This is a genomic window from Blautia sp. HCP3S3_H10_2 (genome assembly GCF_052122375.1).
GTDB lineage: Bacteria > Bacillota > Clostridia > Lachnospirales > Lachnospiraceae > Blautia_A.
Genome location: NZ_JBQKCL010000009.1, coordinates 109,020 through 126,180, shown reverse-complemented (window position 1 = coordinate 126,180; position 17,161 = coordinate 109,020). Strand labels below are relative to the sequence as shown.

General features: G+C 44.6%; 13 protein-coding genes. 2 read left to right on the top strand and 11 right to left on the bottom strand.

All coding sequences use genetic code 11. The annotated features are described in order from the left end of the window. Positions 1–260: 260 nt before the first annotated feature. Positions 261–821, bottom strand: a complete 561-nt coding sequence (locus tag ACTQWB_RS11640) for a TetR/AcrR family transcriptional regulator (protein WP_441501821.1) — start codon at positions 819–821, stop codon at positions 261–263. Positions 822–1,062: 241 nt separating this feature from the next. On the opposite strand from ACTQWB_RS11640, the gene ACTQWB_RS11635 reads away from it, so the two are divergent. Next, entirely contained in the window at positions 1,063–1,614 is a 552-nt protein-coding gene (locus ACTQWB_RS11635) for a prolyl-tRNA synthetase associated domain-containing protein (protein WP_441501820.1), read from the top strand. 141 nt (positions 1,615–1,755) lie between these two features. On the opposite strand, the gene ACTQWB_RS11630 is transcribed toward ACTQWB_RS11635, so the two are convergent. From ACTQWB_RS11630 to ACTQWB_RS11610, 5 genes are all read right to left on the bottom strand, one after another. Further along, positions 1,756–3,162: an ATP-binding protein gene (locus ACTQWB_RS11630; protein ID WP_441501819.1), complete on the bottom strand. Its 1,407-nt coding sequence runs from the start codon at positions 3,160–3,162 to the stop codon at positions 1,756–1,758. A gap of 261 nt (positions 3,163–3,423) precedes the next feature. Next, positions 3,424–4,443, bottom strand: a complete 1,020-nt coding sequence (locus tag ACTQWB_RS11625; RefSeq protein ID WP_441501818.1) for an ABC transporter permease subunit — start codon at positions 4,441–4,443, stop codon at positions 3,424–3,426. Next, the gene (locus tag ACTQWB_RS11620) at positions 4,440–5,501 is read right to left on the bottom strand and encodes an ABC transporter permease (RefSeq protein WP_441501817.1); all 1,062 of its coding nucleotides are present in this window, start codon (positions 5,499–5,501) and stop codon (positions 4,440–4,442) included. Before ACTQWB_RS11620 ends, ACTQWB_RS11625 begins: the two co-directional genes overlap by 4 nt. Next, a complete protein-coding gene (locus tag ACTQWB_RS11615; RefSeq protein ID WP_441501816.1) occupies positions 5,501–7,018 on the bottom strand; it encodes a sugar ABC transporter ATP-binding protein in 1,518 nt (505 codons plus the stop codon). Before ACTQWB_RS11615 ends, ACTQWB_RS11620 begins: the two co-directional genes overlap by 1 nt. Positions 7,019–7,257: 239 nt before the next feature. After that, positions 7,258–8,241 carry an ABC transporter substrate-binding protein gene (locus tag ACTQWB_RS11610; protein ID WP_441501815.1) on the bottom strand — a complete coding sequence of 328 codons (984 nt, stop codon included), beginning with the start codon at positions 8,239–8,241 and terminating at the stop codon, positions 7,258–7,260. A 499-nt stretch (positions 8,242–8,740) separates the two neighbouring features. On the opposite strand from ACTQWB_RS11610, the gene ACTQWB_RS11605 reads away from it, so the two are divergent. Beyond that, the gene (locus ACTQWB_RS11605; RefSeq protein WP_441501814.1) at positions 8,741–9,853 is read left to right on the top strand and encodes a GntR family transcriptional regulator; all 1,113 of its coding nucleotides are present in this window, start codon (positions 8,741–8,743) and stop codon (positions 9,851–9,853) included. Between the two features lies 1 nt (position 9,854). Here the strand turns inward: ACTQWB_RS11605 and ACTQWB_RS11600 are convergent, their stop codons facing one another. The 5 genes from ACTQWB_RS11600 to ACTQWB_RS11580 form a co-directional block, all read right to left on the bottom strand. Beyond that, positions 9,855–11,450: a response regulator transcription factor gene (locus ACTQWB_RS11600; RefSeq protein WP_441501813.1), complete on the bottom strand. Its 1,596-nt coding sequence runs from the start codon at positions 11,448–11,450 to the stop codon at positions 9,855–9,857. Next, complete coding sequence (locus ACTQWB_RS11595; protein WP_441501812.1) at positions 11,425–12,459, bottom strand: ABC transporter substrate-binding protein; 1,035 nt, start codon at positions 12,457–12,459, stop codon at positions 11,425–11,427. Before ACTQWB_RS11595 ends, ACTQWB_RS11600 begins: the two co-directional genes overlap by 26 nt. Further along, positions 12,456–13,895, bottom strand: coding sequence for a sensor histidine kinase (locus ACTQWB_RS11590; RefSeq protein ID WP_441501811.1), 1,440 nt, complete (start codon positions 13,893–13,895; stop codon positions 12,456–12,458). Before ACTQWB_RS11590 ends, ACTQWB_RS11595 begins: the two co-directional genes overlap by 4 nt. 71 nt (positions 13,896–13,966) lie before the next feature. Next, positions 13,967–15,976: a GTP cyclohydrolase IIa gene (locus ACTQWB_RS11585; protein WP_441501810.1), complete on the bottom strand. Its 2,010-nt coding sequence runs from the start codon at positions 15,974–15,976 to the stop codon at positions 13,967–13,969. A 264-nt stretch (positions 15,977–16,240) separates the two neighbouring features. Then, positions 16,241–16,948 carry an HAD family hydrolase gene (locus ACTQWB_RS11580; RefSeq protein WP_441501809.1) on the bottom strand — a complete coding sequence of 236 codons (708 nt, stop codon included), beginning with the start codon at positions 16,946–16,948 and terminating at the stop codon, positions 16,241–16,243. Between the last annotated feature and the right edge of the window lie 213 nt (positions 16,949–17,161).

Sequence of the window (17,161 nt, the reverse complement as noted above, 5' to 3'; positions counted from 1 at the left end):
CCGACTCATCAAATCTGCTTTTTAATGCAGATTATCTTGTCTTTCTTGTTACTTAGTATTTCCTATTTCCGTTCACAGAAAACATTCTGTGAGATTTTTTTGTTTCTGATCGTATTCTATATCTAAACTATTTTTTCCTCAATTTACAAAATAAGACGGATGACAAAAAACTTATCATCCGCCTTGTTTTGTAAAGTTACTTGTAAAAAATCAGGATGTGTTCCGAAGTCAGCTGCAGCAGCTTTACGGTAGCCTGAAAGCTATCTGTGTTTCTCCATATTCCGCAAAGAATTCCCAATATTTCCATGCATGGTCACACTGATCAGATCCGCCATTTCCTTGGGCGGTTCTTTCATTCCCCGTTTGATCCAGTCCAGCATTACGCCTACGAAGCTGTATTTATAAAAATCTGCGATAAATTTCTTCTGTTCCTCTGTCACCATCAGATTTTCACTTTGCTCTTCTACCACATCCTCGATCAGCTGATAGGTCAGACTGTACAGGTAATTTTCCACCCGTTCCCGGCTTACCGTGCGGTACACATTCATAATAAACGGTTTATTCTCCAGAACTGCCTCGAATATCTGGAGAAGTCCCTCCTGCCAGGTATCATACGTCTTTTTCCCCTGCAAAGCCCGGGTAGCGTCCTCGATACAGGACCATTCTACCAGATCATAAATATCCTTGAAATGATAGTAGAAAGCCATCCGGCTGATTCCGCAGTCAGCAGTCAGATCACTGATGGTGATCTTATCCAAAGGCTTCTGAAGGAGAAATTTCTTCAGGGATTCTTCCAGTGCGTTTTTCGTAATATTGTTCATTCAGATGTGCTCCTCCTGGTTTTTGTGATTGTGTATTGCAGTCAATAACTTACTCTCTTTATAATTCTTTTGTTAAATCTTGTCAACCTTCCTTTCTCCTGCAAACCGTAATGTATTTCTACCGGGTTTATTTTCTTTACAAGAAAAAGCCACAATGCTACAATACTTTTCAGATAACCGACGATAAAAAGAATGTGCCTTGGCACAGCCCCTCACAAGGGCAGACTATAAGGAGAACACTATGGAACTAAAGCTTGAGAACGGACGTCCCGCAGATACCACGGGAAGACTTGAAAAAGAAGTGCGTACTTATGATTTTCTTGATGCGCTTCAGGTACCTTACCAGAGAATTGACCATGAAGCCCTGATGACAATTGAAGCTTGTAAAGACGTGGATAAAGCACTTGATGCAATGATCTGCAAAAACCTTTTCCTCTGCAACCGCCAGGAAACTAATTTTTACCTGCTGCTCCTTCCAGGAGACAAGAAGTTTAAGACGAAAGAAGTGTCTTCCCAGCTGGGAGTTGCCAGACTTTCCTTCGGAAATGAAACCTATATGGAGAAATTCCTTGATATTACACCAGGTTCTGTCAGTGTACTGGGACTTATGAATGACAAAGAAAATCACGTACAGCTGCTGATCGACGAAGATCTTCTGAAAGAACCCTATATAGGCTGTCACCCTTGCATTAACACTTCCAGCCTGAAAATTGATATGAAAGATATGATGGAAAAGATCATTCCGGCGATGAACCATAAACCGGTTTTCGTGAAGCTGGGACAGCAAGAATAGTTACTGTACAGTTCCCTTCACCGTTACCCCCCATATCTGCTGCAGGCACTTTTTAATAGGATGTTAGAGCCTTTTCAAACACTCTCCATAAGAGAGACATTCGGCTCCTGACATCCTATTTACTTCACAGCCAGAAGGTCTTTATCCTTTCTGACCAAGTACCTTCATAATTTCTTCAAAATCCACCAGCTTTACATTTCCCAGATTCTCTGCTGCCTCTACACAGCCCTCCGTAAAACCACTTTTTGAAAACAAATACAGGCAGGTGCTGGAATAATGAAACAGCTGACTGCGCGATATCAGAGTCTCCAGAACTCCCACATCCACTTTCTCATTTTTCCATTTACACTCAGCAAATAAAGCAGTATTCTTATCTCCTTCCCCCATAATGTCAATCTCCGTCTGACTTCTGGTTCTCGGATCATTCCCCCACCAGCGCCCTAAATCGGAAAATTCCACCTGACATTCACCTGTTAACAACAGCTTCCAGAGATACTGCCGGCATATTTCTTCAAACACCAACCCCATATATTCGGACAAATGTGATTTGATTCTGCTATATGCCAAATCCGTTGCACCTCTGGCTATAATCGAACTGTTTTCCGGCACAAAACGATACCAGAAACGGAATAGATTATCATCTATCTTATATATTGACTTCTTTGAGTTATTTTCTCCATAAGGGTTCTCTTTCTCAATAAGACCAAGTGCTATCAGATTCTTCAGATATGTGGAACAGGTGCCGGTGTTCTCTCCTACTTTCGTGGAAATCTCAGACAAGCGCGTAGCTCCCATAGCAATCGCCGTAATAATCGCATTATAAAGTGCCGGCTCACGCACTTCCTGTTTCAAAAGATTTTCCGGTTCTTCAAATAAAGAAGAGGTAGGATTCAAAAAAGTATTTTTAATATTCTCTTCCACATTCAAATCGCTTCGTACCTGCAGCAAATACTGAGGAGTCCCCCCTACCATTCCATATAGCAAAGCTTTATCCTCATCCGAAAACTTCTCCAGGTATCTGCAAGTGTCCTCGAAATCAAAAGGCTGTATTTTCATCTGTGCTGTACGTCTGCCATATAAAGGAGCCTTATATGCTAATACATGATCCTCCATATAAGACATGGACGAGCCGCACAAGATAAGCATCAGCCTGGAATTATCCTTATATTTGTCGATCAGCATCTGCAAAGTAGATGCCAGACTCTCTGATGCACGCGCTACATAAGGATATTCGTCAATCGCAAGAACCAGGCGCTCATTCTCTCCTAATTTAAATACATATTCCAAAGCAGCCTGAAAGGAAGAAAAAGAAGTATCCGCCAGAATCCCGGAACTATATTCCAGAATACTCTTACTGAAATTCTCCAGGTTCTGCTTCTCATTACTCTCTACTCCCATGAAATAAACAGCTTTTTTATCTTTAATAAATTCACTGATAAGCGCTGTCTTCCCTACCCGGCGGCGGCCATATATGACTGCAAATTCAAACTTTTCAGATGTATATAAACGATTCAACGCCGTCAAATCTCTCTCTCTTCCTATAAACATATAGATTCCCCCCTCGTTTTTCTCTTATCAGTTTAACACTTCACTGCAATTTAGTCAATTACGATTTAGTAAATCATAATTGACTAAATCGTATTGCAGTAATTCTTAACATAGCAAAATTCTTTCACAGTCTATATTCTGCAAATCATTTTCTGATTATCCATTAGAGCATGTTTGAAAAAGACTTTACACTCTAGTATTTCCACAAAAAAATAAGCGGATACACCAAAAAGTGTATCCGCCTGCGACATTTCTTTCTTCTTATTTACTCTTTCTCTCCTTCACCAGTGCAAATACACTCTGCAGAACAATGAAGAAGCAAAGCAGAATCGCTGTTACGATATTTGACCAGGAGCTGATCAGCTTTCCATTGGTTTTTACCAGGGTGGAAATGGTACCGTTGATCAGTACACCAAACAGAGATCCAAGTACATTTCCTACACCACCTGTAAGAAGGGTACCTCCGATGACTGCGGAAGAAATCGCATCCATTTCAAGACCTGTTGCCTGTGTGGTCGTACCGGCCATTGTATTCAGACAATAGCAGATTCCGCCGATGGAGGTAAGGAAGCTGGAAAGTATGTATGCCTTCATCTGGGTTTTCTTGACATCAAGACCCATTAAGGTTGCTGACTGCTGATTTCCACCCACCGCGTAAATGCTGCGGCCAAAACGTGTATATTTCAGCATCAGGTAAATAGCAAGAACTACGATCAGAGCAACCACTACTGTTACACGAAGGTATGGGTACTGCATAACGCCCTTTTTGTTCAGATATCCACCGAAAGGAAGGGAAATCTTAAAGCTGGAAAGCGTAGTAAAGATTTTATCTGAAACAATACTTACCTGCTCTTTACAGATAACCGCTGTCATACCTCTGGCAAAGAACATTCCCGCCATGGTTACAATAAACGGCTGGATTTCCAGATAAGAAATACAGAAGCCCTGGACAATTCCAAATACCACACCGATCACAAGGATCAGAATCATAAGTGCCGGGCTGGACCATCCCCCCTGTTCAATACCAACTGCCAGGATCATACAGTCCATGGCAACCAGGGAACCTACAGAAATATCAATTCCACCGGTAAGCATAACACATGTCATACCTGCTGTGATACAGATAAGACCTGCATTGTTGATCAGGATGTTCAGAAAAGTCTGAAGACGGGTAAAACCTTTGTCCGCATATACGATACATCCTGCTGCATACATTACAAAGAATAATACAATGGTGATCAGCAGCAGTAGGCTGTTGCTGTTTATCTTTTTCTTTTTCATGCCCGAGCTGCCTCCTTTCCGGATTTCTTTGTCAGCTTCTTGAAGAATGCTTTGGCTGGCTCAGCCTGAATAACTACGATAATGATAACTACGATAGCCTTGAATACCGGCGCCTGTGCAGAGGAAACTCCAAGTGCATACAAAGTTGTGGTGATTGCCTGGATGGTGTAAGCTCCGATAATGGAACCTGCCAGGGAGAATTTACCACCGCCAAGGCTGTTTCCGCCAAGTGCAACAGAAAGAATCGCATCCAATTCCATGTTCAGACCAATGTTATTGGTATCAGCGGAATAAATCCTGGAGGTTGCCACCATACCTGCAAGACCTGCGCAAAGACCACAGATTGCATAGCACATCAGGATGATCTTCGAGGAGTTAAAGCCTGCGATACGGGAAGCTTTTTTGTTAATACCAACACTCTGGATATAAGTTCCAAGTGCTGTGTAACGAAGTACGATAGAAGCAATTGCCACGCATACAGCAGCCACAATGATCGGTGTTGGAATGATTCCGCAGTAACCGCCAAGCTTCTGGAAGGACGGTACACGTACATAAACAATCTGGCTGTTGCAAAGAAGAAGTCCAATAGCACGTCCTGCTGACCAGAGAATCAATGTGGCGACCATAGGCTGGATATTCATATACGCAACCAGGAAACCATTAAACAATCCGCAGATCAGAGTGATCAGAAGACCAGCTCCGATACCAACCAGAAGCGGATGTGCATATTCCTGAACGTTTACATTTCCATATCCTGCAAGAATCATACAGCACACACCTGCATAAAGACTCATAACAGATCCAACAGAAATATCGGTACCACCGGAAGCAGATACAACCAAAGTCATACCAATAGCCAGGATGGCAATCTCACTTCCACGATTCAGAATATCAATAAGTCGTCCGTAAAGTACACCATTTTTTATGGAGATCATAAAGAATCCAAGCGGTGCACTGCCCGTTGCAATATCATATACCACGTTGATCAGCATGACCAGGATCATACTGAAAACCGGAAGGAACAGACGTTTCTGCGTCAGTTTTTTTATGTTACCCATCACTGCTCACCTCCTGCGATTGCTTTCATTACATTCATCTGGTTCATATCTGCTTCATCAATCTCTCCAACCTTCTGACCATCACGGAGAACTGCCATACGGTTACAGGTACGAAGCATTTCCTCGATTTCTGAGGAAATGAAGATCAGGCTCTTGCCCTCATCAGCCAGCTGCAGTACCAGCTTCTGGATCTCTGTTTTAGTACCAATATCAATTCCTCTGGTCGGCTCATCCAGGATCAGGAAATCCGGGTTTGTGGCAAGCCATCTTGCCAGGATTACCTTCTGCTGGTTTCCACCGGAAAGCTGCTTGATCAGGGTCTCACGGCTTGCACATTTAATCTGAAGCAGATCGATATACTTATCTGCGATCTCACACTGCTTTGCCATTGGAATCTTTTTCAGTATGCCCTGCTTCGCCTGTACTGCAAGAATAATATTTTCCCTTACAGACAGATCTGCGATAATACCTTCTGCCTTACGGTCATCCGGGAGAAGCCCCATACCAAGGTGCATGGCGTCAATAGGATTTTTCACCTTTACTTCCTGACCTTTTACTTTCAAAGTACCGGTCTGGGCACGGTCAGCACCGTAAATGGCTCTGGCCAGTTCGCTTCGTCCGCTTCCAAGCAGTCCGGTAAGTCCGATGACCTCTCCTTTGTGGATGTCCAGGTCAAAAGGTTTGATAGTTCCTGCATGGCTTAAGCCCCTGGCTTCAATTACCATCGGCTCTTTTCTCTTATCTCCTGTAGTCTCTGGTTTAATAGAAGCAAGATCATCAAAATCTTTTCCCATCATGGCTGCTACCAGCTTCACTCTCGGCAGATCTGCGATCTCATATTCTCCAACCAGCTGACCATTTCTAAGAACGGTGATTCCATCACATACCGCATATACCTGCTCCAGGAAATGGGTAACAAAGATGATTCCTACACCTTTCTCTTTCAGCCGGCGCATCATGGTAAAAAGCTTCTCAACTTCACGGTCATCCAGTGAAGAGGTCGGCTCATCCAGGATCAGCACCTTACAATCCATATCTACAGCACGGGCAATTGCGATCATCTGCTGCAATGCCAGTGAATATTCTTCAAGATTACGTGTTACATCCACATCAAGCTCCAGCTGCTTCATAAGCGCTGCTGCCTGACGGTTCATGGCCTTCCGGTTAACCGTACCAAGCTTTGTCAGCGGTTCACGGCCTATGTACAGATTCTCTGCCACCGAAAGGTTCGGACAGAGGTTAACTTCCTGATATACAGTGGAAATACCCTTTTTCTGGGCATCCATGGTATCCTTATTTACGATGGGATGATCAAATCCTTCCAGATAGATCTCCCCGGCTTCAAATTTATTTACGCCGGTCAGGCATTTGATCAATGTGGATTTACCCGCGCCATTTTCTCCCATCAGCGCACGAATTTCGCCTTTTTTCAATGTCAGATCTACGTTCTCCAGTGCCTTTACGCCTGGGAAAGTCATGCAGATTCCCTGCATTTTCAATACTACTCCTGCCTCCAACGCGATTCCTCCCTTCCCGTTATCAACATTTTTTCGTAACTGTTCAAATATTAAGGGGAAGAAAATCCGCTCCGGGACTTTCCTCCCCTATCCATTCATCTTTATTGACCTTCAGCAGCCAGCTGATAATCAATTTCGACTTCTACGGATTGTTTCACAGCTTTGCTGTTTTCACAATTTCCGGTTTTTCTTTATGACTACAGCTTTATCAGCAGTCATGAATTTTTTGCATTTCTTAATTAGTAAGCACGTCCAGCCAGAACATCGTCTGTCATAGTTGTTGCATATTCGCTTTCGATTCCAGGTGCTACGAATGCCTGATCCTCAACAAGTGTTGTCTTCTCATAGTCTTCGCCAGCCTGCATTTTCTCGATAACGCCCTTAACGGTCTCAGCCTGGATCGGGTTGCACTCAACGTCACAGTTGATCTTTCCATCTAATGTGTACTGAAGTCCATCATGTGTTGCGTCGAAGGAAATAAGTGTTACATCTCCGTCTACACCATAGGTGATACCAGCTGCATCCATTGCATCCATTGCGCCGTATGCTTCGTTATCATTCTGGCAGATAACTACGTTGAACTGTCCCTCGTAAGATTTGATGAAGGACTCCATAACTTCCTGTCCACCAGCCTGTGTGAAGTCACCGGACTGGGAATCAAGGATCTTCCAGTTGTCATGATCTGCTGCTACCTGGTTAAATCCATCTGTACGTCCAAGTGTTGCGGAAGCTCCTACAGAACCTTCGATTACAAGGATGTTAGCATCTTTATCGCCAAGGTACTCTGCCAGCCAGTTACCTGCTGTGATACCTTCGTTTGTTGTATTTGTTCCAACCCATGCGTCATATAAATCGTCGCTTGCTTCGATTTCACGGTCTGCAATGATTACCGGGATTCCAGCGTCCTGTGCTTCCTGAAGAACGGTATCCCATCCAGCTGACTGGATCGGAGCGATTACGATGTAGTCCATATCTTTACTGATGAAAGTACGAACTGCTTCAAGCTGTGCAGCGTTGTCATTGTCGCAGTCTACAAGGTCAAGGCTGTATCCGGCATCTTCTGAGAAAACGTCCTGATAGTTCTGGGTGTTTGCGGTACGCCAGTCTGACTCATGTCCAACCTGTGCATATCCTACTGTTACCAGATCGTCTGCATAAACTGGCATAGCCATCATGCTCATTGTTGCTGCTGCGAGTGCCATAACTGCTAATTTCTTTTTCATAGTGATAATTCCTCTCTTTCTTTTTTTAAAGATTTACGTTTTTCTTGATGTCTATAATTTAGCGAAAATCAACAGAAAAATCAATTGTGCATTTATGGTTTTTGGCACTTTCGTCAGTTCGGACAATACAAATTCATTTATTTCGATGGTGAAATCAATACAAATTTGTATTATAATAGATTATACATAGTAAAAAGTGGAATTTTTTATGATTTTTAAACGGAAAAGTAGGTTTTTTTATGATTCTGTGAAAATTTTTTCCCTTTTTTCGCTAATTACCGCTTTGGCAAACTGTCTAACAGACATCCCTAAAGTTTGATTCTTCAAAAACAAGGGGGATTTTCTTTGTTTTTAGATCTGAAAATTTCTTATTATTTCGGAGAATGAACAAAATTACTATGAAAATTTTAACTTTCCAAAAGTACATTTTTGCAAGATTTTCGGCCAGATAATTTTTCAAACAGGTTCTGGTACGAAGTGCTTTCTTCAGGAGAAAACTATGACGATCAAATATAAATGGCTTGCCAGCCAGCTAAGAGAAATGATCCAGGAATCTATACAGAAAGGAATCAACAAGCTTCCAACAGAGCAGGAGCTGTCGAACCGGTACCGGGTCAGCCGGCAGACAGTGCGTGCCGCCCTGGCTGTTCTGGAAGAAAACCGGGAGATTCGGCGCATTAAGGGAAGCGGCGCTTACATCACCGGTGTTTCCAGCCTGGAATCCCGCAATGTTGTTGGTATTTTGATTCCAGATGAACAGCAGTATGAATATCCGGCTCTTGTAAATGATATCCGTACCACTCTGGCATCAGAAGGTTTTACCTGCAAGGTTTATCCCACACTGGGCCACGCAGACCAGGAGCGGCAGATTCTGCAGTTTCTTCTGAAAAGCCCCCTGCGGGCCCTTCTGGTGGTTCCTGTGAAAAGTGCACTTCCATCCTTAAACACAGAGCTTTACCAGAAGCTGCTGCAAAGAGGAACTTTTATCCTGTTTCTCGGTTGTGCTTACCCAGAGCTCCCACAGGTTCCAGTACTCTATGAAGATAATCTTTATGGCGCTGAGCTTCTGGTGCGCAGCCTTATGGAAAAAGGGCACACCTCCATTGCAGGCATTTTTCAGATGGATGACCTGCGCGGGCATCAGCGTTTTCAGGGCTTTTTTAACGCAATGCAGAATCATGGTCTGACCATCCCAGACCGGAATATCGGCTGGTTCACCACTCAGGATCTGGACGATTTCCATCAAAACCGGGATATTCGTTTTTTGAAGGATTTTCTAAAAAGAGTTACTGCAGACTGCACTGCTTTTATATGCCAGGACGACTTCATCGCCTGGCTTTTATGGGAGGAATTTTCCCTATCCCAAGGTCACGCAGATGCAACTGATTTCGCTGGTGACAGTTTCACAGGCAATGTCCCATCCCCTGCTCTGGCAGCCTTCAACACCAGTTACCTTACAAACTCCGGTCTGCTTCGTGCCACCACACTTACCCACCCGGTGCACCAGCCTGGCGCACTGGCAGCCCAGTTGATTATGGATAAACTAAAGGGACTCCCTGTCTCTTCCCAGGAAGTCCCATGGCAGCTTTCGCCGCATAATATACGTTTCTGAATTATTTGCTCCGGTATTCTCTGGGGCTGCAGCCGGATTTTTTCTTAAACACATAACTGAAATAATGGGGATCCTTATACCCTACCTCCTGCGCGATCTCACCGGAAGATTTGTCCGTCTCACGCAGGAGCTTTTTCGCCTTATCCACTCTTTTGCAGGTAATATACTCCACAAAGGTTTTCTGCATATTCTGGCTGAAAATGGCACTGAGATAATTGGCACTCATATTGACTGCATCTGCAACCTCATTCAGGGAAATGGTTTCATTGTAGCAATTCTCGTCGATATAATCCAGCACCTTTTTCATGGCACTTGTTCCCTGAGACTCATTTTTCTCATCCCGGATATCAATGGCATTCTGGAGCAGGTCCACACAATACTGCGCCACCTGGGAGGGCTTTATACTTGTATCCTGATATTTTCCCTCGATCCGCGATTTATATTCCTCTTTTGCAACACCGATGGATTCCAGATACATAATGGTAGTAAACCGGATGTGAAGCACCACATAATCCCGGAACATCCTGGACTCCAGTGCCTTTCCCATTCCGCCAAGATATCCCTGGACGAAATCCTGTATCTCACAGCTGCTGCCTTTTGTAAGAAAGTCCTTGATAATCTCCGGGTTCAGCTGGGAAGATTCCACTCCCTCCAGACGGTTTTCCCCTTGTGAGTTTACATAACTCTCCAATGTCTTTTCTGTAAGCACATGAACCCCGGGAACCATGAACCGGTACGCAAAATAATGGTTTACACTCTGGTAGCACTGGGAAAGCAGGCTTAACCGTTCTACCGGCTGGCCCACAGCCACATACCATTCCATCTGCTCTTCCTCTCCACAGATCCGCTTTATATATTCCACGCAATTCTCTGTCAGCTCTGCAAGCTGGGACATTTCCCCTTTCACCAGAACCCCATAGCTGTTTACATTCCAGCGGAAAAGCAGATACTGGGGATAACGGAGAAAATAGTGGAGCACTTCATCCTGTTTTCTGAGGAAGCCCTCTATCTTGTCCTTATTTTTCTCCTGCAGATACAAGAAAAGCAGATTGTACCCGGCAGCTGTGATTTCAATGGACTGGCGCGCAGCCTCATCATAAATCTCTTTTACAGACAGCTCTCCTTCCAGGATTTTCTCCATGAAGCGTCGTCTGGAAAACTGCTCGTATTCCTGGATCTCATTCTGGAACTGGGTACGGTAATCCTCCTGCTCCTGATCCTGCTCAATCTTCTCCTTCAGCTCCAGAAGCACAGTTTTCAGCTTCATTCTGGTAACCGGCTTCAGAAGATACTGATCTACCCCTACTTCGATTGCCTGCCTTGCATATTCGAAATCATCATACCCGCTGATGATGATGATCTTCATCCGCGGAAATTCCTTGCTTACTATCTTACTTAAAGAAAGTCCATCCATAAATGGCATCTTGATATCCGTGATCAGCACATCCGGCCTTGTTTTACGGATAAGGGGCAATGCCATCTCCCCATCTGCTGCTTCCCCCACAAAACGGTATCCGAACTGGTCCCACGGGATTCTGTCTCTTAGACCCTCACGGATAACGGTCTCATCTTCAACCAGAAATACCTTCAGTAACATTTTCTTCCTCCTCGACGTTCTCCTGGGTATATACCCGCTCTGGAACGTAATATGCTTTTTCTACTTCTTTGCCAGCCTGTATATCCTGAATAATCTGCTCCACATATTTTCCCTGATCCGGGTTGCACTGCACATCAATGTTGATCTCACCATTTCTCACAAGCTCCACACCCGCATCCACTGCGTCAAAAGAGATCACCGTAATATCGCCATTCACCCCGGCAGTTTTGCCAGCCTCCCGGATTGCTTCAAGAGCCCCAAAGGTCATATCGTCATTCTGGGAAACCACCACATCAATATCATCATACAGTTCCAGCAGACGTGCCATCTCCTCTTTGCCTTTGGCCGTAGTAAATTCACCATCTGCCTGTTTCAGGATATTCCAGTTATGCTGCAATCTGGCAACCTGATTAAAACCCTTGGTTCTTCCGATTGTGGCAGATGCACCTTTGGTGCCTTTCAGAACCACGATATTTACCTCTTCCTGCTCTTTGCCCTGCTTTTTCAGATAATCTTCCAGCCAGTAGCCTGCGTCCTGTCCCTCTCTTACGAAATCAGAGCCAACCCATGCTGTGTAAAGGGACGGGTCATTTACGGACACCATACGGTCCATAAGGATCACCGGGATTCCGGCATCCTTCGCTTCCTGAAGAACGGTATCCCATCCGGTCTCCTCAATCGGGGAAAGTACAATATAATCCACCTGCTGGGAAATAAAGCTCCGGATCGCCTTGATCTGATTGGCCTGCTTCTGTCTTGCATTGTCAAAAATCAGCATATAGCCATTTGCCCGGGTAAAAGCATCCTGCACAGACTGGGTATGGGCCGTCCGCCACACGGATTCACTTCCCACCTGGGAAACGCCCACTACGATCAGATTGTCGTCTTTGTCCGTCTGGCTCTCCTGTACATCTCCTGCCTGCAGGGGATTTCCCATAAGGAGAATCGCTATCAGGACAAATAAAACCGGAGCTGCCGCCCAGATATTTTTTCTTATAAACTGTCTCATAGCTTTGTCTCCTCCAAAATCGCCGGAATCACGATCTCAACTGTAGTTCCCTTGCCTTTCTGTGACTGGATCTTCATGCCATATTCCGGACCGAAATACATATGGATACGTTCATTTACATTCGCCAGGCCAAAGCCTTTCTCTGTCTCCTGGCAAGGCTTCTCGATCTGGCACCGGAGCTGCTCCAGCTCTTCCTCATCCATACCCACACCATCATCCCGGACGGTCAGACGGATGATATCTCCCTCTTTTTCCCCGTGAATGTGGATGCAGCCTTTCGCACGTTTATATTTAATACCATGATAAAGCGCATTCTCTACCACAGGCTGTAAGGTCAGCTTCAGGATCTGATATTTATAAAGCACCTGATCCAGCTGAATATCATATTCCAGAATGTCCCGGTAGCGCATTTCCTGAATCTGAAGATAGCTGCTGATATGCTTTTCTTCTTCCCTGATAGAAATAAATTCTTTCCCCTTACTGAGAATTTCACGGAAAAAGTCAGACAGGGTGACAACCATGGTCACTGCTTCATCCGGCTCATTGGACTCGATCAGCCACACGATAGTATCAAGGGTATTATAAAGAAAATGAGGCTGGATCTGTTCCTGAAGAAGACGCAGATCTGCCTTGCGCATTTTGCGCTCATCCTCTTTTACCTTGTCAATAAGGGACTGCATGTTTCCAGCCATTTTGTTAAAGCTCACTGCCAGCTCTGCGATCTCATCATCAGAATCCACCTGGGCTCTGGCATTAAAATCCCCCTGGGCGATTTTCTCTGTGGCCTGGTTCAGCTGCCGGACTGGCTGCAAAATCCCGGAACCGATCATCACCGCACTGATTGCAACTACAATGATCAGTACCACGATCAGCACACTACACACCACCATGAAACGCCCGATCTGACTCTGCAAGGTGTCCGTAACCTGATCCATATATCTGGTCTGATAATAAATGTAATACTGGATATCATCCTGGATCAGTTCCGTCAGAATATAAATATTGTTATCCAGCTTTTCGATATTCTCACTATACCTGCCCCCTGCGGAAATACTTTCTACAATATCATCCACTCTTTTTTCCAGGGTATCGATGTTTCGCAGCAGGCTTTCCAGCCACATTTTGCTCTCGGATTCTGTGGAAATCGCTGTAAGCCGGGTGAATTCGCTGCGCAGCTCTTCAATTAAAGTGTATGGATTTTTCAGACTTTTATCTGCTTCTATGGTGTCCAGAGTGACGTAGCCTACAACCAGCTTGTACAGGCTCTCGTCCATCTCTTCCTTAAAATTCAGATTATAATTGTTGGCTACCGTCATGTTGCTTACGATTTTATCATAAGTATTGCTATAGCTTGCCATTGAAGCAAGAAGATATATTACAAGAAGAATAAACGGCAGTGTTACCACTGCCGCCAGTGTAAGAATTTTCTTTTTCATAAAGTAAACTTCCCCCACCTCTGCGGGCACCCCTACCCGCAGTTTCCCAATACATGATAATTTGTAACAGCTTACTGCATCGTCTCAATCATTTTCCCCACATAAGTGCTCTGGGTAAGCGTCGGCTGCTCGGCCGCCTTTTTCATCTCCACCCGGATGCTGCCCTGAATATCCTTCAGACACTCCAGAAGCAGTGGATTAAAGGTTCCGCATTCTCCTGCCAGAATCATCTCCATGGCTTTCTCATGGGAAAATGCTTTCTTATATACACGCTCACTGGTCAGCGCATCATATACATCTGCAACGGAAACCACCTGTGCTGCAATCGGGATCTCTTCCCCTTTCAGACCGTCCGGGTATCCCTTTCCATCGTAACGCTCATGATGCCATCTGCAGATCTGATAAGCGACCTTCACAAGCTCTTCATCCTGATATACCCCAAGACTTTTCAGCATGGAGGCACCGATCAGCGTATGCTTCTTCATCTCTGCGAATTCCTCATTGGTAAGCCGGCCAGGTTTGTTCAGGATCTTCTCATCAATTCCCACTTTTCCAATATCGTGAAGTGCAGAAGCCACTGTGATCATGTACTGGTCTGACCACTGAAGCTTGTATTTATCCGTTTTCTGCACCAGTCTGTCCAGCAAAAGACCTGTGAGCGTCTTGATATGCTGTACGTGCAGACCACTCTCTCCATTGCGGAATTCTACGATATGGCTGAGAATATCCACCAGAATCTGACTATTTTTTTCTTTTTCCCGAATTTGATCCGTTACAAGTGTGATTAGACGCCTCTGTTTTACGTATAATTTAATAGTATTATATACACGCCGGTAGACAACCTTGGCATCAAATGGACGGCTGATATAGTCCGAAACCCCCATCTCATAAGCACGGCGTATATATGATTCGGTCTCCTCACTGGAGATCATAATGACTGGAATATCCTCCAGCCAGTGGTTCCGGTTCATTTCTTCCAGAACCACAAAACCGTCCATGCCAGGCATAACAATATCAAGCAACACCAGCGAGATTCCTGCACCATATTGCCGCAGCATCGAAATACATTCTTCCCCGCTGCAGGCTTCCATAGTCTTAAAATCCGGGTGCAGGATCTCCGCTAGGATCTCACGGTTCAATTCGGCATCGTCTACGATCAGGATCTGCTGCTTCAGATCTTCACGGTCAACCTCTTCTCCACCTGCATTCCCATCTTTTATCTCATTGGATTCGGTTACGACCAGGTCTTTACGGCTTTTCGCCTGATACATAAAATAATCTGCCCTGCCTACAACGCTTTCGATAGTTTCGTCTGCACCGGCAATGGTCCCTCCAATGCTTACAGAAAGCTGAATTCCTGCATATCCCGGAACACTTGCCACATGTATCTTATCATGGATTTCCTGAAGTCTGCGGGCAAATTCCATTTCCCCTACCTCAGGCAGCACCAGCAGAAACTCGTCTCCGCCGTACCGGATCAGCACATCTGCTTTACGGATATATTTGCAGATGGTCTCTGCTACAGCTGTAAGTGCCAGATCTCCGGCATTGTGCCCATATGTATCATTGTACAGCTTGAAATCATCCAGATCGATCATGGCAATTCCTACCGGGCCGGTCTGGTTCTTCAGTTCTTCTTCGTAGTAGCGTCTGTTATATACCTTAGTCAGTACATCCCGGTATAACCGCTCATTATATCCCGTAAGGCTGCTGATCAGACGCTCTCTGTCCTTCTGTTCGATCAGGGAATTCTTATCCAGAGCTTTAAGAAGCTCCATCACGTAAGGTTTCCCGTCGATTTCCAGATATTTCACCATGATCTGGTAGATATCATCATCAATAAATTCCAGCTTGGACAGCTCTGTCTTCTGGAAAAAAGCGTCCATAGCCGCACAGCCAGAACACTGGTGGCCAAATTTTACACACTCTTCTTTAGAAGAGTTCTCTGCTGCCGCTTTTCTCTCAGCTTCTAACCGTAACAGTTCCTCATGGTCAAGAAGCCGTACAATACTGAACACCTTACGGTAGCAGGCCATCTCTTCTTCTGCCTGCTGCATTGTAATTTTGTAATCTGAATCCATTCTTTATCTTCCTCTTCGTTGTGAAGTGCACACGATTTACTATGAAAGTCCTGTATGACAATCAATTTTCATTCATGGTGATGTCTACATAGGCAGACATGTCCGTTTATATGAAAAAGTCCGCACAGCCACAGTCACCACCGTGGCCATACGGACAGCGCCAGTTGTAAAACAGAGAATCTCTCTCTGTTTTCTCATATCTTCATTATAGTCAAACTGGCGTTATTTGTCTATAACTTAAAGTTCCCGAAGCTGGATATTTTTTCAAGCACGCTCTGACACAATGTTTCTTAACTCTTCTTCCGTATACGCAATATGATCCGGTGCCTCCATGCCTTGCGGAAGTGGATATCTGTGGTGGTTCATCCAGATAGTCTTCCATCCGGCTTTTTTCGCTCCGGCAATGTCATTCTCCAGGGAATCACCGATCATATATGTACATTCCGGCTTCATCCCCCATTTTTCCTCTGCCATGCGGAAAATGCGGACATCTGGCTTCGCCACGCCTACGCCGGCAGATACCAGCAGCCTCTCTTCTGTAAACCATTTATCCAGGCCCAGTGTATGGAATTTCTGTACCTGATGGGCAAAGGGACCATTGGTGATCACACCCATTTTCACACCTGCTGCTTCACATTCATCCAGCATCTGCGAAAGCACTTCTGATACATGCAGATGGGACTGGTTTTCTTTATATCTTGCCTGGAAAATCTCTGCCTGTTCCCGGGTAAAAGGAATTCCCAGGTCTTTCATGGTATTTTCTATCCGGTAAATCCTGGATTCGTGGATAGAGACCTGTCCACTCTCACTGAACAGAAACATTTCAGCACTTCTTTTGCCAAAGATCTGATAGAACAGCTCCGGATCCGGAAGCTTATGCCCCAGACTGAATTCACAGGCTGTAAGCAGCGGTTCCATCTGACTGTATAATGTATCATCTATATCAAAAACCAGGGAAATTTCTTTCTTCATATGGTACGCCCTTTTCCGGCTGCCAGCCGTGACAGCCTTTCCTTTTCATATTGTAAATTGATTAAATAATCACCATAGCTGCGCATAGCAGTTTGTAAATGATTATACATTTTTACAGCAGGTTGTGCAATGTATTATTGATTTGTAAAATTTCCTACTTTCTTTTAACACCACTATTCACAACGAATCCAGAATGATATCTGTGACCAGTAG

Coding starts and splice junctions, on each gene's coding strand:
- ACTQWB_RS11640 (WP_441501821.1), bottom strand. CDS start 821: ATGAACAATATTACGAAAAACGCACTGGAAGAATCCCTGAAGAAATTT.
- ACTQWB_RS11635 (WP_441501820.1), top strand. CDS start 1,063: ATGGAACTAAAGCTTGAGAACGGACGTCCCGCAGATACCACGGGAAGA.
- ACTQWB_RS11630 (WP_441501819.1), bottom strand. CDS start 3,162: ATGTTTATAGGAAGAGAGAGAGATTTGACGGCGTTGAATCGTTTATAT.
- ACTQWB_RS11625 (WP_441501818.1), bottom strand. CDS start 4,443: ATGAAAAAGAAAAAGATAAACAGCAACAGCCTACTGCTGCTGATCACC.
- ACTQWB_RS11620 (WP_441501817.1), bottom strand. CDS start 5,501: ATGGGTAACATAAAAAAACTGACGCAGAAACGTCTGTTCCTTCCGGTT.
- ACTQWB_RS11610 (WP_441501815.1), bottom strand. CDS start 8,241: ATGAAAAAGAAATTAGCAGTTATGGCACTCGCAGCAGCAACAATGAGC.
- ACTQWB_RS11605 (WP_441501814.1), top strand. CDS start 8,741: ATGACGATCAAATATAAATGGCTTGCCAGCCAGCTAAGAGAAATGATC.
- ACTQWB_RS11600 (WP_441501813.1), bottom strand. CDS start 11,450: ATGTTACTGAAGGTATTTCTGGTTGAAGATGAGACCGTTATCCGTGAG.
- ACTQWB_RS11595 (WP_441501812.1), bottom strand. CDS start 12,459: ATGAGACAGTTTATAAGAAAAAATATCTGGGCGGCAGCTCCGGTTTTA.
- ACTQWB_RS11590 (WP_441501811.1), bottom strand. CDS start 13,895: ATGAAAAAGAAAATTCTTACACTGGCGGCAGTGGTAACACTGCCGTTT.
- ACTQWB_RS11585 (WP_441501810.1), bottom strand. CDS start 15,976: ATGGATTCAGATTACAAAATTACAATGCAGCAGGCAGAAGAAGAGATG.
- ACTQWB_RS11580 (WP_441501809.1), bottom strand. CDS start 16,948: ATGAAGAAAGAAATTTCCCTGGTTTTTGATATAGATGATACATTATAC.